The organism is Mesorhizobium sp. B2-6-4 (genome assembly GCF_006441495.1).
Taxonomy (GTDB): Bacteria; Pseudomonadota; Alphaproteobacteria; order Rhizobiales; family Rhizobiaceae; genus Mesorhizobium.
On record NZ_VFUE01000002.1, the window covers coordinates 242,524 to 259,833 of the forward strand.

Genomic DNA, 17,310 nt, shown 5'->3' on the forward strand with positions numbered 1-17,310 from the left:
AGAGAAATCTGCTCGTCCGGACCTGCTAAAAAATGACCACCAAGACCAAGCCAAAACCTCTTTTCCTCGGCATCGACACCGGCGGCACCTACACCGATGCCGTGCTGTGGTCCGAAACCGAAGGCCCGCAGAGCGGGCCGAACAAGGGAAAGGTGCTGGCCAAGGCCAAGGCTCTGACCACCAGGCACGATCTCGCCGTTGGCATTTCCGGCGCCGTCGACGCGGTTCTGGAAAAAGCGGTCACCGATCCGGCCGCCATCAAGCTTGTCTCCATGTCGACGACGCTTGCCACCAACGCGCTGGTCGAGGGCCAGGGTGGCCGCGTCGCGCTGGTGATGATCGGCTTTTCCGAGGCGGACCTTGCCCGCGATGGGCTGAAGGCGGCATTGGGCACCGATCCGGTCGTGTTCTGCCCCGGCGGCCACGATGTGCATGGCAATACCGCCAAGCTCGATCTGTCCGGCCTCGAGGCGGCGCTGCCCGGACTCGGCGGCTCGGTCTCGGGCTTTGCCGTCTGCGCCTATTTCGCCACCCGCAACCCGGCGCACGAGATCGCCGCCCGCGAGCTGATCCGGGAGAAAACCGGCCTGCCGGTCACCGCGAGCCATGAATTGTCGGCCAAGCTCGGCGGCCCGCGCCGGGCGCTGACGACGCTGCTCAACGCCCGGCTGATCTCGATGATCGACCGGCTGGTGGCGGCGACCGAAGGCTTTCTCGAGGCGCGCGGCATCGCCGCGCCCCTGATGGTGGTGCGCGGCGACGGTGCGCTGGTGTCGGCGGCGTTCGCCCGCCAGCGGCCGATCGAGACCATTCTCTCCGGCCCGGCCGCCAGCCTGGTCGGCGCGCACCACATGACCGGATTGGAAAACGCGGTGGTTTCCGACATCGGCGGCACCACCACCGACGTTGCGGTGCTCGACAAGGGACGGCCGCGGCTCGATCCGGAAGGCGCCACCGTCGGCGGCTTCCGCACCATGGTCGAGGCCGTCGCCATGCGCACCTTCGGCCTCGGCGGCGATTCCGAAGTAGCGTTGGAAGACGGCGCTCTCAACCCCAGGCTCCTGCTTGGACCGCGCCGGCTGGTGCCGCTGGCGCTGGCCGGCATGGTGCATCGCGAGGCCGTTCTGGCGGAACTCGAGCGCCAGCTGCGCGCGCCGAACACCGGCCGCATGGACGGCCGCTTCGCGGTGCGCACCGGCGTGCCCGACCGTCTTGCCGCCGGGCTGACGGCTCCGGAAGCAAGGCTCTATGAAGCGATCGGCGCAATGCCCTTGCCCCTCGACAGGCTTTTGACCTCGAATGCCCAGAACGCTACCCTGAACCGCCTGGTGTCGCGCGGGCTGGTGCACATTTCAGGTTTCACCCCGTCGGATGCGGCGCATGTGCTTGGCAAGCAGGCGAACTGGGATGCCGCGGCCGCCCGCCTCGGCGCAGAGCTGTTTGCCCGCAAGCGCGACGGCCGCGGCCAGGCGATCGCGGCCTCTCCCGAGGCGATTTCGGAGCGCGTGCTGGCGGCGCTGACGCGCTGGTCGGCCGAATATATCCTCCAAACCGCCTTCGCCGAGGACGGGCTCGACGGCGCGGCCACCGTTGCGCATGCGCTGGTGCAGCGCGCCGTCGACGCGCATCCCGGCATTGCGCGCCTGAGCGTCGCGCTCGACCGGCCGGTGATCGGCCTCGGTGCCTCCGCGCCGCTGCACTATGCCGGACTCCCGCCATTGGTCGGCAATGACTGCGTGGTGCCTGATGACACCGACGTCGCCAACGCGCTCGGCGCCGTTGTCGGCCAGGTCCGGGTATCGGCGGAGGCGCGCGTCAGCCAGCCCAAGGAAGGTCTGTTCCGTCTTGCCTCGGGCGAAACCGTGCGCGATTTCCTCGACGAGGCGGCGGCGATCGCGGCCGCCGAGGCCGATGTGCGCAGCATCGCTGCGCAGCGCGCCAGGGATGCCGGCACTGACAGCGCCGAGATCGATGTCGCGACCGAATTCCGCGTCTCCACCGTCGAAGCCCAGCGTATGTTCATCGAGGCACATGTGGTGGCGGTGGCTTCGGGCAGGCCACGGATCGCGGTGTGATGGAGGGTGTAATCTCCCCCCTTGTGGGGGAGATGGCCGGCAGGCCAGAGGGGGGCGCTGTCCCGCCAGCGTCTCGGAGCAGCGCCCGCTCATACTCGACGTCGACCGACTGCACGAAATACCGAAACTTGCCGAGGTCGGCATTCCTTCGCGCCCCCCTCTGCCCTGCCGGGCATCTCCCCCACTTGGGGGGAGATTGGCAGCGTCGCCGCCGGCACCAAGCCTAAAAACCGCGCCTACCTGCCTTGCCTTCACCCTAAGCTGAATTGACCCTGCACTCCCAACATGCCAAAGGCCCGCGAAAGCCTTTCATCTGGAGTAGCCTGATGACCGATCGCGTCGAAATCGCCGGATTGCGGATCGCCCGCGAACTTCATGACTTCGTTGTCAACGAGGCCGCTCCGGGCACCGGCATCGACCCGGACAAATTCTGGAACGGCTTTTCGGCCATCGTCCACGACCTCGCGCCGAAGAACCGGGCACTGCTGGCAAAGCGCGACGCTATCCAGGAAAAGCTCGATGACTGGTATCGCGCCAATGGCGCGCCGGTCGACATGGAAGCCTACAAAACCTTCCTGAAGGAGATCGGCTATCTCGTCCCCGAAGGCCCGGTCTTCTCGGTGACGACCGAAAAGGTTGATCCCGAGATCGCCGTCGTCGCCGGGCCGCAGCTTGTGGTGCCGGTGATGAATGCGCGCTATGCGCTCAACGCCGCCAATGCGCGCTGGGGCTCGCTCTATGATGCGCTTTACGGCACCGACGCGATTCCCGAGACGGACGGCGCCGGGAAGGGCAACGGATTCAACCCCGCGCGCGGTGCGAAAGTCGTCGCCTGGGCCAAGGACTTTCTCGACCAGTCGGTGCCGCTCACATCGGGCAAATGGGCCGGCGTCAACGGCCTTTCGCTGGCCAATGGCGCGCTGCGGCTCAGCGCCGGCGCCGGCTCGACCACGCTTGCCGATGTCAGGCAGTTCGTCGCTTATCGCGGCGATGCCGCCAACCCGCAAGCCGTGCTGCTGGTCAGCAACGGCCTGCATATCGAGATATTGATCGACCGCGATAACCAGATCGGCCGTACCGATCCGGCCGGCATCGCCGACATCATCCTGGAATCGGCGCTGACCACCATCCAGGACTGCGAGGATTCGGTCGCGGCGGTGGATGCGCAGGACAAGGTTGTCGTCTACCGCAACTGGCTTGGCCTGATGAAGGGCGACCTGGCCGAAGAGATCACCAAGGGCGGCCGGACTTTTGTCCGCAAGCTCAACCCCGATCGGTCCTACACCTCGCCAAATGGCGGCACGGTGACGCTGCCCGGCCGCTCGCTGATGCTGGTCAGGAATGTCGGCCACCTCATGACCAATCCGGCGATAACGGACCGAGACGGCAACGAGGTGCCGGAAGGCATCATGGACACCGCGCTGACCGCGCTGATCGCGCTGCACGATATCGGGCCGAACGGCCGCCGCGCCAATTCCCGCGCCGGCTCGATGTATGTCGTGAAACCCAAGATGCATGGACCCGAGGAAGTCGCCTTCGCCGTCGAGATCTTCGATCGCGTCGAGGCCCTGCTCGGTATGGACCAGAATACCATCAAGATGGGCATCATGGACGAGGAGCGGCGCACCACCGTCAACCTCAAGGAGGCGATCCGCGCCGCCAAAGAGCGCGTCGTGTTCATCAACACCGGCTTCCTCGACCGCACCGGCGACGAGATCCACACCTCGATGGAAGCCGGCCCGATGATCCGCAAGGGCGACATGAAGCAGGCCGCCTGGATTTCCGCCTACGAGGCCTGGAATGTCGACACCGGGCTGGAATGCGGGCTTGCCGGCCATGCCCAGATCGGCAAGGGCATGTGGGCGATGCCCGATTTGATGGCGGCGATGCTCACCGAGAAGATCGCCCACCCCAGGGCCGGCGCCAACACCGCCTGGGTGCCTTCGCCGACTGCGGCGACGCTGCACGCCACCCACTATCACAAGGTCGATGTCCACGCCGTCCAGGCGGCGCTGAAGAGCCGGCCGAAGGCCAAGCTCGACGACATCCTGTCGGTGCCGGTCGCGGTGCGGCCCAACTGGTCTCCGGCCGACATCCAGGCGGAACTCGACAACAATGCGCAAGGCATTCTGGGCTATGTCGTGCGCTGGATCGACCAGGGCGTCGGCTGCTCGAAAGTGCCAGATATCAACGATGTCGGCCTGATGGAGGACCGCGCCACGCTGCGCATCTCCTCGCAGCACATCGCCAACTGGCTGCACCATGGCGTCTGCACGGCCGACCAGGTGATGGAAACGATGAGGCGCATGGCTGATATCGTCGACCAGCAGAACCAAGGCGACCCGCTTTACCAGCCGATGGCCGCCGATTTCGACGGCTCCGTCGCCTTCCAGGCCGCCTGCGACCTCGTCTTCAAGGGCCGCATCCAGCCCAACGGCTATACCGAGCCGGTGCTGCACGCGCGGAGGCTGGAACTGAAGGCGAAGGGAGCGGCCTGAACCGGAGAGTTGAAGCCGGCAGGCGTTCCGTTTCCCTCCTCTCGAAGCAGCGCGAACTACGCCGCCTGTGCCACCCGCTCCGAACTCATCCGGTAGGAGATCGCTTCGGCGAGATGAATGCGGCCGACGGTCTCGCTGGCGTCGAGATCGGCCAGTGTTCTCGCCACCTTCAGCACGCGGTGATAGGCCCGCGCCGAGAAGCCGAGCTTTTCGCTGGCCTCCTTGAGCAGCGACAGGCCCGATGCGTCGGGCATGGCGATCTCCTCGATGACCGCGGGCGCGCAATGCGCATTCGTGGCGGCGCTGGTGACGCCGAGCCGTTCGAAGCGCTCGCGCTGGAGGGCGCGGGCACGCGCAACGCGCAGCGCCACGTCGGCGCTCTTCTCCGCCCGGTCGGGCCGGATCAGGTCGCTGGCCGAGACCGCCGGCACCTCGATCCTGAGGTCGATGCGGTCGAGCAGCGGTCCCGAGATGCGCGCCTGGTAGTCGGTGCGGCAGCGTTCGCCGCGCAGGCAGCGATAGCCGGGCTCGCCGGCCATGCCGCAGCGGCACGGGTTCATCGCCGCCACAAGCTGGATGCGCGCCGGATAGGTGACGCGGTGGTTGGCGCGCGCGATCATGCAGTCACCGGTCTCGAGCGGCTGGCGGAGCGCATCGAGCGTCTGCGGCGTGAATTCGGGAAATTCGTCGAGGAACAGCACGCCGTGGTGCGCAAGCGACACTTCGCCCGGCCGCGCCCGGATGCCGCCGCCGACCATCGCCGCCATCGAGGCCGAATGGTGCGGCGCGCGGAACGGCCGCCGGTCGGTCAGCTTGCCTTCGCCGAGCTCGCCGGCGACGGAGGCGATCATCGACACTTCGAGCAGTTCCTTCGGCGCCAGCGGCGGTAGGATCGACGGCAGCCGCTGCGCCAGCATCGATTTTCCCGATCCGGGCGGGCCGACCATCAGCAGGTTGTGCCCACCGGCCGCCGCCACCTCCAGCGCTCGTTTGGCGGTTTCCTGGCCCTTGATATCGGCAAGATCGGGCAGGTCGCGCGCCGCGGCATGGATGCCGGCCTCCGGCCGGGACAGCACCTGCGTGCCGCGGAAATGATTGGCGATGGCAATCAGGCTGCGCGGCGCGAGTATGTCAAAGTCCTTGCCGGCCCAGGCGGCTTCCGGGCCGCAGGCGAAGGGGCAGATCAGGCCCTTGCCTTCAGAATTGGCCCCAATCGCGGCCGGCAAGGCGCCGGCGACGGCGGCGATAGTGCCGTCGAGCGATAGTTCGCCAAGCACGACATAGCCGGCCAGCATGTCGCCCGGAATGGCGCCAAGCGCCGCCATCAGGCCGAGCGCGATCGGCAAATCGTAGTGGCTGCCCTCCTTGGGCAGGTCGGCGGGCGCTAGGTTGACAGTGACCTTCTTGGACGGCATCGACAGGCCGGAAGCATGCAGTGCCGCCTGCACCCGTTCGCGGCTTTCGGCCACCGCTTTGTCGGCCAGGCCAACGATGTGCATGTTGACCTTGCCGGGCGCGATCATCACCTGCACGTCGACCGGCACGGCCTCGATGCCCTGGAAAGCAACCGTGCGAACCCGCGCCACCATGTCTTGCCCCCGGATCTGGGCTTGCCCCAAGCCTTTTGCAATCAGGCCGCGAAGGGCCTGGGCCGGAGACAATCACAGTTCCTCGGCTAAATCAAGAACATTACAGGAACACGCAATCGCTTAAGTTGCGGCGCGATTGTCTCCGGTTGCAAAAACGGAACATGGTTAATACAAAATGAAAACGGCTATTTCCGCTTGGCCTCCACCGCGTCCCAGAACAGGCTGGCGATGTCGGCGCCGCCGAAGCGTTTGACTTCGCGCACGCCGGTCGGCGAGGTCACGTTGATCTCGGTCATGTAGTCGCCGATGACGTCGATGCCGACGAGGATGAAGCCGCGTTCCCTCAGTGCCGGCCCGATGCGGGCGCAGATCTCGCGCTCGCGCTCGGTCAGCTCGGTCTTCTCGGCGCGGCCGCCGACATGCATGTTGGAGCGGGAATCGTGCTCGGCCGGCACCCGGTTGATGGCCCCGACCGGTTCGCCGTCGATCAGGATGATGCGCTTGTCGCCCTTGCGCACGTCCTTCAGGTAGCGCTGCACGATGTAGGGCTCACGGAACAACTGGCCGAACATTTCGAGCAGCGAGGCGAGGTTGCGGTCGGCCTCCAGCAGGTGGAAGATGCCCGCGCCGCCATTGCCGTAGAGCGGCTTGACGATGATGTCGCCGAATTCCTTGCGGAAGGCGGCGACCTCCTGGGGATCCTTGGTGATCAGCGTTTCCGGCATCAGGTCGGAAAACTCGGTGACGAAGATCTTTTCCGGGCTGTTGCGCACCCAGGCCGGGTCGTTGACCACCAGCGTCCTGGGGTGGATGCGCTCCAGTATGTGAGTGGTGGTGATGTAGTTCATGTCGAAGGGCGGATCCTGTCTCAGCAGGATCACGTCCATCTCCGACAGGTCGGTTCGCACCTTCTCCCCCAGCGAATAGTGGCTGCCCTTCTCGTCGCGTACCTGCATCTCCTCGATGCGGGCGAACACCTTGCCGTCGCGCAGCGACAGCCGGTCGGGCGTGTAGTGGTAGAGCTGATGGCCGCGCCGCTGCGCCTCCAGCGACAGCGCGAACGAAGTGTCTCCGGCGATCGACACGGTGGAGATGTGGTCCATCTGGACGGCGATTTTCAGCTTCATGGCAGGTCCCCAGCACGGTCGATGAGAGAGCGATATAAGGGTCCCGGCGCCTTCTGCCAATCGGGCCACGCCTCTAGCGGTCGAAGACCAGCCTGGAATAGCCGAGAAAGGACAGCGCCATGGCGGCCAGCGAAGCGAAAGCAAGGGCGGCCAATGGCGGGGTTGTCGGCAGGACGACAAGGATGGCGCAGTAGACCAGATAGTTGGCGATGCTGGTGGCTATGCCGATGCTGCCATAGCGGGCACCTTCCCGCACCAAGCCGCGGCTCGACGGCGAGAAGGTCAGATGCCGGTTTATCTGCCAGGTGACGCAGAGTGCAAAGCCGATGGACAGCATGCGGGCGCTGAAAGGGCCGAGCGGCGTGACGGCAAGCAGCAGCCAGAGGGCGGCCGCGTCGGCGACGAAGCCGATGCCGCCGGCAAAGAGGAAGCGGATAAGACGGCTCACCGCTTCATGCGGCGCGAGGCGTCTTGCCTGGGCCGGCCTTCGCGGCAGTCGGCTCGCTGGCGCGCTCGCGCCGCTCTATGCGGCCCGAAGGCATCGACAGGTAGAAGATGCGCTTCTGTTCGGCGCGGCCGCGCGACACCGAATCGAGGATCACCCCAGTCACACCAGCCAGCATCGAGAGCAAGAGCAGGCCGACCGACAGCACCCATGTCGGCATGCGCGGCACCAGCCCGGTCTCGGCGAATTCGACCAGCACCGGCGCCATCAGGAACAGGCTCGACGCCAGGAAGACCAGGGCGAAGGCGCCGAAGAAACGCAGCGGTTGCGTTTCCTTCATCAGCATGGCGAACATCCAAAGGATCCTGGCGCCGTCGCGAAACGTCGAAAGCTTCGACGACGAGCCGTCCGGCCGCTTGCCGTAATCGAGCGCGATCTCGCTGACGGGCAATTTGAGCTGCGAGGCATGCACCGACATTTCGGTCTCGATCTCGAAGCCGCCGGAGACGGCCGGGAAGCTCTTGACGAAGCGCCGGGTGAAGACGCGGTAGCCCGAGAAGATGTCGGTGAAATCGCTGCCGAACAGCCCTTTATAGAGGCTGTTGAAGACGCGGTTGCCGAAGGCATGGCCGGTCCTGCCGGCATCGTCGGTGACGCCGCGCCGGGTGCCCACCGCCATGTCGGAGCGCTCGGTCAGAAGCGTGTTGATCAATTGCGGCGCGTCTTCCGGCGCATAGGTGCCGTCGCCGTCGGCCATCAGGTAAATGTCGGCGTCGATGTCGGCGAACATGCGCCGCACCACATTGCCCTTGCCCTGGCGCGGTTCGCGCACCACGATGGCGCCGGCGGCGCGGGCCCTGAGCGCGGTCAGGTCGCGCGAATTGTTGTCGTAGACATAGACCGTCGCCAAAGGCAGCGTCTCGCGGAAGCGCCGCACCACCTCGGCGATCGTCAATTCCTCGTTGTAGCAAGGCAGCAGCACGGCGATGGCGGGTTCGTAGCGAAGCTCTTGCGGCATTTTCCTCTCCGGGTGCCTCGCCGCCACGCGCGGTTCGCGCCGAAAGTCAGGCGCGTTCAGGCGGTTTTACTATTTATTGAAGCCGTTAAGGCTAGGTTTAAGGCCGACTTCACGAGTGTCGATTGGCCGAAAAAGCCCGGCATTCCTGCCAGGGGCGATGGGATGAGCACAGCCAGCACCGGCGCTTCCACCTGGAAGTCCGACATAGCGTTTGCGTTGCTTGCCGCCTTGCTGCTGCTGGCGCTCGATCTCTATGCCGGATTCCCGCAACTGGCCAACCCGGCCGGCGACAATGACAGCCTGCTGCAACTGGTGGAGGTTCGCGACCTCCTGGCCGGCCAGGGCTGGTTCGACCTGCACCAGTACAGGATGGGGCTGGAGGGTGGCTTCGTCATGCACTGGTCGCGGCTGCTCGACGCCCCGCTGGCGCTCGGCATGCTTGCCCTGTCGGCCCTGACGGGCAGTGCCGCTTTGGGCGAGCAGGTCGTGCAGGTGCTTTGGCCTCTCCTGCAATTCTGGCTCGCGCTGTTCTCCATCATGCGCGCCGCGCGCGCTTTCGCCGGCGAGCACGCGGTCCTGCCCGCCGCGGTGGTCGGCGGAGCGGCCTTGTATTATCTCGGAATCTTCTCGCCCGGCGCGCTCGATCACCACAATGTCCAGCTGATGCTGACCTTGGCCGGCTTGGCTTTGCTGCTTGAAGCACCTCGCCACCGGACAGCCGCCCTGTTTGCCGGCGCGTGCGCCACGCTGGCATTGGCGATCGGCATGGAAAGCGCCCCCTATGCTGGAACCCTGGGCGCCATCGTCGCCCTGCTGTTCCTCGTCAGCGGTGGCGGCGAAAGGCTGATCGCCAGGGATTTTGGCTTGGGCGTCACCGCCGTCTCGGCCCTTGTTTTCATCACCACCATACCGGCGTCGGCATGGGGGCAGACCCAGTGCGACACCTTCTCGACCGTGCAGTTCGTGGTTGCCGCGCTTGCCGGCGCCGGCCTTGCGGTCATCGCCTCATGGAGCGCCGCCAATGCGACGTACGGCCGTCGCCTGGCCTCGCTCGGCCTGCTGGCGTTCGTGCTTGTCCTTGTCGTGATGTTTCTGTTCCCGCAATGCCTGGCTGCCCCCTATGCCGGCCTCGACCCGCGCCTCCAGCAGATGTGGCTCGGTCATATCGACGAAGCGCAGTCGATATTCCAGCTCGTCGCGGCCGATCCGGCCAGAGCGGTGGCGCGCTTCGCGACGCCGCTGGTGGCGATCGTCCTGATGGCGCTGCGTCTCGGCAAGGGCGGCTGGCGGCGGCAGGACAGTCTCGTCGGCGCGCTGCTGGTGGTGGCTTTCCTGGTCAGTGCCTGGGAGGTCCGCGGCTCGACCTTCTCCATCGCCTTCGCGGTGATCCCGCTTTGCGCCTGGATCGCCAAATGGCGGCAGCGCGCCGAAAACAGTCCGTCCGGTGGCTCCGTGCTCCGTATGGCCGCAGCCTGGCTGATCTCGGTCAATGCGGTTTGGTCCAGCGCTGCCGAGGCGGCATCGAGCGCCTTCCAGACCGGTGCGGCCGTCACCGACGCCGGCATCGATGCACCTTGCAACAGCAAGGCCTCGTTCGCCGCGCTCGCCCGCATGCCTCACACCACGGTGCTGGCCATCTCCAATCTCGGCTCGCCGATCCTGGCCTTTAGCGGTCATCGCGCGCTCGCTGGGCCCTACCACCGCAACGTCGCCGGAAACCTGCTCGTATTCGATGCCTTGCTGGGCTCGGCCACTGACGCGAAAGCCGTCGTGGCAAACCATCGCGTCGGGATTGTCGCGCTCTGCCGCGGCAATCCCGAAACCAGGCTTCTCGCAACCAAGGCGCCTGACGGCTTTCTGGCCGGGTTGATGCATGGCAGCGTGCCGGATTGGCTGGAACCGGTGGCGGAGACCCAGGGCGCGCCGCTGGAGCTCTATCGCGTTCGCCCCGCCGGCTGAGAATCCGCGTGAGCGACGACGCCGTTGAGCCCGGACGGCTTTGCGGAGGGCAACGCACTCCAGCGGCGAAAAATCGATTTTTCCGATACGTTTCCTAAAGGGTTTGCTGCCAGTCTCGGAAATAAATTCCGACTTCGAGAAACAGGGACACCGATGCAAACTTCGTTTGGCACCGGTCAGGCAAACAGGGAGAGCACGGATCTGGCATTCACCGATCCGTTGACCGGGCTTGGCAACCATCGCCGCTTCTTCGACAAGGTCGATCGCCTGATCAGCGACCGTGCCGACGATCCCGCGCCCTTCACCGTCGGCATTCTCGACCTTGATGGCTTCAAGCCGATCAACGATCTGTTCGGCCACAAGGCCGGCGACGACATCCTGATCCAGGTGGCGATGCGGCTGCGCGCCTCGATGGACGGTCATTCCACCGTCTGCCGCATCGGCGCCGACGAATTCGCCTTCCTCTACCCGCTGGTGTTCAGCGAGGAGGCGGCGGCCGAAAAGTCGCGCATGCTGATCGAAATCCTGTCGGCCCCGTATGATGTCGGCGAACGCACCGCCAGGCTGTCGGCCTCCGTCGGCTGTTCGCTGTTCTATTCCGGCGACGAGACCACCGAGATCCTCATCAACAAGGCCGAAACGGCGCTTTACCATGCCAAGCGGTCCGGCCGCGGCCGGGTCGTCGTCTATACCCGCGAAATGGAAGAGGCGGCCAAGCGCGTCACCCGCATCGAGCAGGCGCTGCGCCGCGCGGTCTCGGCCGGCGAGGTGGAGCCGCATTTCCAGCCGATCGTCGACCTCACCACGCGCCGCACCATCGGCTTCGAGACGCTGGCGCGCTGGACCGACCGCGATCTCGGCTCGGTGCCGCCGACCGTCTTCATTCCGATCGCCGAGGAGCGCGGCATCATCGGCCCGCTGTCGCAGCTAGTGCTGCGCAAGGCGACCGAGGCGGCGAGGAGTTGGCCGAAGGACCTGTTCCTGTCCTTCAACCTGTCGCCCTCGCAGCTCGTCGACCAGAACACCGGCCTGCACATATTGGCGATCCTCGACCGTACGGGCTTCGATCCGCGCCGGCTGGAGATCGAGATTACCGAGACCGGCCTGATGAACGATCCGGCCTCGGCCGCGCAGATCGTCGAGGACCTGCGCCGCGTCGGCATCCGCGTCTCGCTCGACGATTTCGGCACCGGCCAGTCCTCGCTCGGGCGGCTGCGCGAATTCCATTTCGACAAGTTGAAGATCGACCGCGCCTTCGTCTCCTCCATTCTCGATGACCGCCCGTCGGAGCACATCATCCGCGCCATTCTCGCAATGTGCGAAGGGCTCGGCATGGATGTCGTCGCCGAAGGCATCGAGGAAGAGGCGCAGGCCGACCGCCTCGTCCAGTTCGGCTGCGCCGGTGGGCAGGGCTATCTGTTCGGCAAGCCGGCCGATGCCGACGCCACGCTCGGCTATCTCCGCGATTCCTTCCGCGGCGCCTTGCGCGCCAAGGCGATCTGACCGGGCGATTGACCGGTCCTCGATCGAGGACCGACCGTGCCTGTGCGTGGTCTCCAGGCTTTTTGTCAGACATAAGCCTCAAAATCCGTCTTTTCGCCCTTGCCCGCCGGATCGGTCTGGCTAGGATGCGCGCCGGTCAACCCGGGAGACGAAAACCATGATGCCATCGGCACGTTTTGCCGACCTCGAAGGCGCTTCGGTGCTGATCACCGGCGGCGGCTCCGGCATTGGCGCGGCATTGACCGAGGGTTTCATGCGCCAGGGCGCCAAGGTCGCCTTCATCGACATCGCCGACAAGCCCAGCACCGCGCTTGCCGACCGCATCGAGAAAGAGCTCGGCCGCCGGCCGCTCTACCTCAAGTCCGATCTGCGCGACATCGAAGCGCTCCGGGCGTCTGCCGCGAAGGCGGCCGAAGCGCATGGCGACGTCACCGTGCTGGTCAACAATGCCGCCTGGGACGAACGCCACGCCGTCGAAGACGTGACGGTGGAGTTTTGGGACAACAACCAGGCGATCAACCTCAGACCGCATTTCTTCACCGCGCAGGCGGTGGCGCCGGGCATGAAGCGGGCCGGCGGCGGCTCGATCATCAATTTCACCTCGACCTCCTACCTGATCAACCACCCCGACATGCCGGCCTACACCGCCGCCAAGGCGGGCATACTCGGCCTCACCAAGGGTTTGGCCGGCAAGCTCGGGCCCGACCGTATCCGCGTCAACGCCGTCGCGCCCGGCTGGGTCATCACGGAACGGCAGCAGGAACGCTGGGTGACGGAGCAGGCGCTTGCCTCTCATGTCGCCAAGCAGTGCATCAAGGACGTCATGCGGCCGGACGATTTGGTCGGCACCGTGCTGTTCCTGGCCTCGGACGCCTCGCGCATGCTGACCGCGCAAATGCTGATCGTCGACGGAGGTTTCCTGTGAGCCCCGGGTTTGCCGGCCCCCGATTTGTCGGCAATGTGCCGGCGGTCGCGGCGCTCGATTGGGGCACGACCCGGCTTCGTGCCTGGCTGATCGACGGCGGCGGCAAGGTGCTTGCCGAGCGTCGCGGCGACGACGGACTGATCACCGCGCGCGAGAAGGGCTTTTCCCGGGTTCTCGAGGGTCATCTCGCCGCCATGGGCGCGCCGGAAACGCTGCCCGTCATCATCTGCGGCATGGCAGGCTCGCGCCAGGGCTGGCTCGAAGCGCCCTATGTCACCGTGCCGGCGCCGATCGGCGCCATCCTGGCCGGCGCGGCCCGCATCCCGGGGGAGAGCCGCGACATTCGTATCGTGCCCGGCCTTGCCCAACGCCTGGCCGATGCGCCAGACGTCATGCGCGGCGAGGAGACACAGCTTGCCGGCGCCGGTTTGCCGGCAAAGGGGCGTGAAATCGTCTGCATGCCGGGCACCCATTCGAAATGGGTTCTGGTTGAGGACGGCGCCGTTGCCGGCTTCGGCACATGGCCGACCGGCGAGCTGTTCTCGGTGCTGGCCGCGCATTCGATCCTGCGCCATTCGCTCGGCGAGCATCCCAAGCCGGTCGACCCGCAGAACCCTTTCTTCCGCCGCTGGTGTGGTGCGGCGTTGACCGAAGGTGGCGACGTCACCGCAAAACTGTTCTCGATCCGCGCCGCCGGTCTGCTCCAGGACATGAAGGCCGACGATGCCGCGGCCTGCCTGTCGGGCCTGCTGATCGGCGGCGAGATCGCCTCGGCGAGGCGCCGCCAGGCCGCGGGCGCCACATCGGTGGTGCTGATTGCCTCCGGCGCGCTTGCGGCGCTTTATCGGCAGGCGCTCGGCCTTGCCGGGCTTGGCGTGCGGACCGTCGACGCGGATGAGGCGGTGCGTGCCGGCCTGGTCGAGGCGGCGCGCGAAAACGGCATGATCGCCAGAACCGGAGTTGCCTGATGAACCAGACCGCTGCGTTCCCGAAGCTCAAGCGCGGGCTGGTCGCCATCCTGCGCGGCCTCAAGCCTGCCGAGGCGGTGGCGATCGGCCAGGCGGTCTTCGATGCCGGCATCGAGGCGATCGAGGTGCCGCTCAATTCACCCGATCCGTTCGCGTCCATCGCCGCCATCCTCAAGGCGCTGCCGCCGGCCGCGCTGGTCGGCGCCGGCACGGTGCTGACGCCGGCCGATGTCGATGGCTTGCACGAAGCCGGCGGCCGGCTGCTGGTCAGTCCCAATATCGATGCCGAGGTGATGGAACGCGCCATGCAATACGGCATGGTCACCATGCCCGGCGTGTTCACGCCCACGGAGGCCTTCCTGGCGATCCGGCTCGGCGCCTCGGCGCTGAAATTCTTCCCGGCAAGCGTGCTCGGCGCATCCGGTATTTCCGCCATCCGCGCGGTGCTGCCGGCTTCGACATTGGTCGGCGCGGTCGGCGGCGTCTCAGAGAAGGACTTTGCCGGCTACAAGGCGGCCGGCGTCACGGTTTTCGGGCTTGGTTCCAGCCTGTTCAAGCCGGGCATGAGCGTCGAAGACGTGGCCGCGCGGGCCCAGGCGGCGGTGACGGCCTGGGACGCGGTGTTCGGCGGAGACGCAGGATGAGCGAAGCGATCGTTTCGGTTTTTTCCGACCATGTCTGCCAGCTCGGCGAGGGGCCGAGCTACGACCCCGCCACAGACACGCTCTACTGGTTCGACATCGTCAAGGGCCATCTCCTGGAAAAGCGCCTGTCCGGCGGCGCGGCCCAGGTGCACGAGCTTGGCCGGATGGCCAGCGCTATCGCCATCATCGACGACAAGCGCCAGCTGATCGCCACCGAAACCGGGCTTTTTGTCCGCGACGTCGCCACCGGCAGGATGACGCTGCACACACCTGTCGAGGCCGACAATCCGGTCACCCGTTCCAACGATTCCCGCGTCCATCCCTGCGGCGCCCTTTGGACCGGCACGATGGGCAAGGGCGAGGAGAAGGGCGCCGGCGCGATCTACTGGTTCTTCAAGGGCGAATTGCGCAAGCTGTTCTCCGACATCACCGTGTCGAACTCGATCTGTTTTTCCGCGGACGGCGCGCTCGCTTATTACACCGACACCTCGACCGGCCTGTTGATGCGCGTCGCTTGCGATCCGGCGACCGGCCTGCCGGCGGGCGAGCCGAAAGTGTTCGTTGATCACCGGTCGGCCAAGGGCTTCGTCGACGGCTCCGTGCTCGACCGCGACGGCATCCTGTGGAATGCCGTCTGGGGCGGCAAGGTGGTTAAGGGCTACGCCCCGGACGGCAAGCTGGTGCGCACGATCGCCATGCCGGTGACGCAGCCTTCCTGCCCGGCCTTTGTCGGCAAGAACGCCAGCCGGCTGGCGGTTACATCGGCCTGGCACGGCAAGGACGACAAGCAGCGTCAGCTCGACCCTCAGGCCGGCATGACCTTCCTCCTCGACATCGAGGTCAATGGCCGGTTCGAGCCCCGCGTGCTGATCGCCTAGGGCACCTCAGGTGATGCCGGCCTTTTCGGCTCGGCCTGACGCGAGTCTCGGTACCCCGATGCACCGCGTCTGACGGGATCATTCGGCCGGCTGTCACGCAGGCGTCCGGCCCGCGTCGGTTTCGCGAAAGCCTGGCGTCTTCGCCATGCGATGGTGTGGAATTGCACCATTGGGAATCATGTCATGTCCAGCCCCAGGCTGATCCTCGTCCATGAGCCGGAAAAGGCCTGCCTCGAGCGGCTCCTCGCCGAAGGCCACGCGCCGGAGCGTGCCGCCGAAATCGCTTCTTACCTGGCGCAATCGACCGATCTCGCGCATGAGTTCGACGCGCTCGCTTCTGCCTTCAAACGGCGCGATCTCGGCTTCGCAGCGGTGGAGCTGGACGATGCCGCCGATATGCTCGCCAAGGCCGATCCGGCGGCCACGCTGGTCTGGACGCTGACCGACGGCATCGCCTATTTCCGGGGCGGCACGGCGCCCGCGCTTGCCAGGTTGAACGGCCTGAGGACGATCGGCGCCGAGGATTCGCTGTTCGCGCTCTGCCAGGACAAGTTTCGCTCCGGCGCCGTGCTCGACGCGCTCGCCCTGCCTGTGCCGCGGGCCGGCCTGGCGCGCAACGGACAATGGCTGGTCGAGCCGCCGGTTTCCGCCGCCGGCTGGTTCGTCAAGCCGAACCGGCTCGGCGCCAAGATCGGCATATGGCCGGATTCGCGCTGCGGCGATCTCGGCCACGCACTGGAGCTTAGCCGGCGTGTTTTCGCCGCCTATCGCGACGACGCCGTCGTCCAGCCCTATGTCGGCGGCCGCAATGCGCGCGCCAGTTTCCTGGGCCTGAGGCCGGACACCGGCGTCGAAGCGCTCGGCGTCGCCTTCGTCGAGTCCGGCGCCGATTTCCAGACCATGGAAGACAGCCTGGCGCTTTACGGCGAGACCGGCGAGGCGGCGAAGGCGGCGGGCAAATACGCCGAGCCGCTGCTGCTTCCGGTCGCCGAAAGCCAGCCGGTCGCCGATGCAAAAGTCCGCGCCATCGCCGAGCGGCTGATGAGCGGGCTCGGCCTGAGCGACGTGTTTTCCATCGATCTCCGGATCGAGCCCGACGATACCGTTCACCTCATAGAATTCGAGGTCTGCCCCGGCCTGCCTTGCTTCGATTTCCGCGCCTATTGCCGGTCTCAATGGGGCTTGGGGCTTGCCGACGCCATGGCCGAAACCGCCGCGAACCGGATGACCCGTTAAAGCGCGGCAAGATTGCCTGCCGTACGCTATCCCAAAGGCATTCGCTCGAATGCCTGCAAGGAAGGATCTATCCTGTCCCAGGCATGGCCGCGGATGGCATATGTGACCACCTGCGGATTGAACTGGCCGGGATCGTCAAGGCTGGTCGCGTGAACCGCTATCAGGTCCGGCCTTGCGACCTGCGTCAGGTAGACCGGCGTTCCACAGGTCGGGCAGAAGGCGTGGATCTTTTCGTTGCCGCTGTCGCCCGCCACCCGCCAGGTGCTCGCTTCGCCCGTGATCGTCACATCGGCTCGCCGGGGGAAAGTCAGATAGGAGCTGTGGCCCGTGCCGCTTCGCTTCTGGCACTCGTGGCATTGGCAGTGGTTTTGAAAGATGGGTTCGCTGCTCGTTTCATAGCGGATCGCACCGCATGCGCATCCGCCGCTATAGCGTTTGGTCATTG

14 protein-coding genes are annotated in these 17,310 nt (G+C 66.3%); 9 read left to right on the forward strand and 5 right to left on the reverse strand.

The annotated features are described in order from the left end of the window. Nucleotides 1–32 precede the first annotated feature (32 nt). Entirely contained in the window at nt 33–2,075 is a 2,043-nt protein-coding gene (locus FJ426_RS03605; RefSeq protein WP_140559117.1) for a hydantoinase/oxoprolinase family protein, read from the forward strand. A 326-nt stretch (nt 2,076–2,401) separates the two neighbouring features. Next, nucleotides 2,402–4,573, forward strand: a complete 2,172-nt coding sequence (locus FJ426_RS03615) for a malate synthase G (RefSeq protein ID WP_140559116.1) — start codon at nt 2,402–2,404, stop codon at nt 4,571–4,573. Nucleotides 4,574–4,629: 56 nt separating this feature from the next. Here the strand turns inward: FJ426_RS03615 and FJ426_RS03620 are convergent, their stop codons facing one another. From FJ426_RS03620 to FJ426_RS03635, 4 genes are all read right to left on the reverse strand, one after another. Next, nucleotides 4,630–6,162 (reverse strand): YifB family Mg chelatase-like AAA ATPase, encoded by a 1,533-nt coding sequence (locus FJ426_RS03620; RefSeq protein WP_140559115.1) that lies wholly within the window; start codon nt 6,160–6,162, stop codon nt 4,630–4,632. A 185-nt stretch (nt 6,163–6,347) separates the two neighbouring features. Next, nucleotides 6,348–7,289 (reverse strand): glutathione synthase, encoded by a 942-nt coding sequence (gene gshB / locus FJ426_RS03625; protein WP_140514181.1) that lies wholly within the window; start codon nt 7,287–7,289, stop codon nt 6,348–6,350. 73 nt (nt 7,290–7,362) lie between these two features. Continuing rightward, the gene (locus tag FJ426_RS03630) at nt 7,363–7,737 is read right to left on the reverse strand and encodes a GtrA family protein (protein ID WP_140514183.1); all 375 of its coding nucleotides are present in this window, start codon (nt 7,735–7,737) and stop codon (nt 7,363–7,365) included. Between the two features lie 4 nt (nt 7,738–7,741). Beyond that, nucleotides 7,742–8,752 carry a glycosyltransferase gene (locus FJ426_RS03635; RefSeq protein WP_140514184.1) on the reverse strand — a complete coding sequence of 337 codons (1,011 nt, stop codon included), beginning with the start codon at nt 8,750–8,752 and terminating at the stop codon, nt 7,742–7,744. A gap of 162 nt (nt 8,753–8,914) precedes the next feature. On the opposite strand from FJ426_RS03635, the gene FJ426_RS03640 reads away from it, so the two are divergent. The 7 genes from FJ426_RS03640 (at nt 8,915) to FJ426_RS03670 (ending at nt 16,865) form a co-directional block, all read left to right on the forward strand. Further along, nucleotides 8,915–10,711: a GtrA family protein gene (locus tag FJ426_RS03640; protein WP_140559114.1), complete on the forward strand. Its 1,797-nt coding sequence runs from the start codon at nt 8,915–8,917 to the stop codon at nt 10,709–10,711. Nucleotides 10,712–10,864: 153 nt separating this feature from the next. After that, nucleotides 10,865–12,214, forward strand: a complete 1,350-nt coding sequence (locus FJ426_RS03645; RefSeq protein WP_140491655.1) for an EAL domain-containing protein — start codon at nt 10,865–10,867, stop codon at nt 12,212–12,214. 157 nt (nt 12,215–12,371) lie between these two features. Beyond that, entirely contained in the window at nt 12,372–13,139 is a 768-nt protein-coding gene (locus FJ426_RS03650) for an SDR family oxidoreductase (protein ID WP_140491653.1), read from the forward strand. Next, nucleotides 13,136–14,107: a 2-dehydro-3-deoxygalactonokinase gene (locus FJ426_RS03655; protein ID WP_140491651.1), complete on the forward strand. Its 972-nt coding sequence runs from the start codon at nt 13,136–13,138 to the stop codon at nt 14,105–14,107. Before FJ426_RS03650 ends, FJ426_RS03655 begins: the two co-directional genes overlap by 4 nt. After that, nucleotides 14,107–14,751, forward strand: a complete 645-nt coding sequence (locus tag FJ426_RS03660; protein ID WP_140491649.1) for a 2-dehydro-3-deoxy-6-phosphogalactonate aldolase — start codon at nt 14,107–14,109, stop codon at nt 14,749–14,751. Before FJ426_RS03655 ends, FJ426_RS03660 begins: the two co-directional genes overlap by 1 nt. Beyond that, nucleotides 14,748–15,629, forward strand: a complete 882-nt coding sequence (locus tag FJ426_RS03665) for an SMP-30/gluconolactonase/LRE family protein (RefSeq protein ID WP_140491648.1) — start codon at nt 14,748–14,750, stop codon at nt 15,627–15,629. The genes FJ426_RS03660 and FJ426_RS03665 overlap by 4 nt, the downstream gene beginning before the upstream one ends. 183 nt (nt 15,630–15,812) lie before the next feature. After that, nucleotides 15,813–16,865, forward strand: coding sequence for a D-alanine:D-lactate ligase-like protein (locus FJ426_RS03670; RefSeq protein ID WP_140559113.1), 1,053 nt, complete (start codon nt 15,813–15,815; stop codon nt 16,863–16,865). Nucleotides 16,866–16,891: 26 nt separating this feature from the next. Here the strand turns inward: FJ426_RS03670 and FJ426_RS03675 are convergent, their stop codons facing one another. Then, nucleotides 16,892–17,308, reverse strand: coding sequence for a GFA family protein (locus tag FJ426_RS03675; protein WP_140514192.1), 417 nt, complete (start codon nt 17,306–17,308; stop codon nt 16,892–16,894). Between the last annotated feature and the right edge of the window lie 2 nt (nt 17,309–17,310).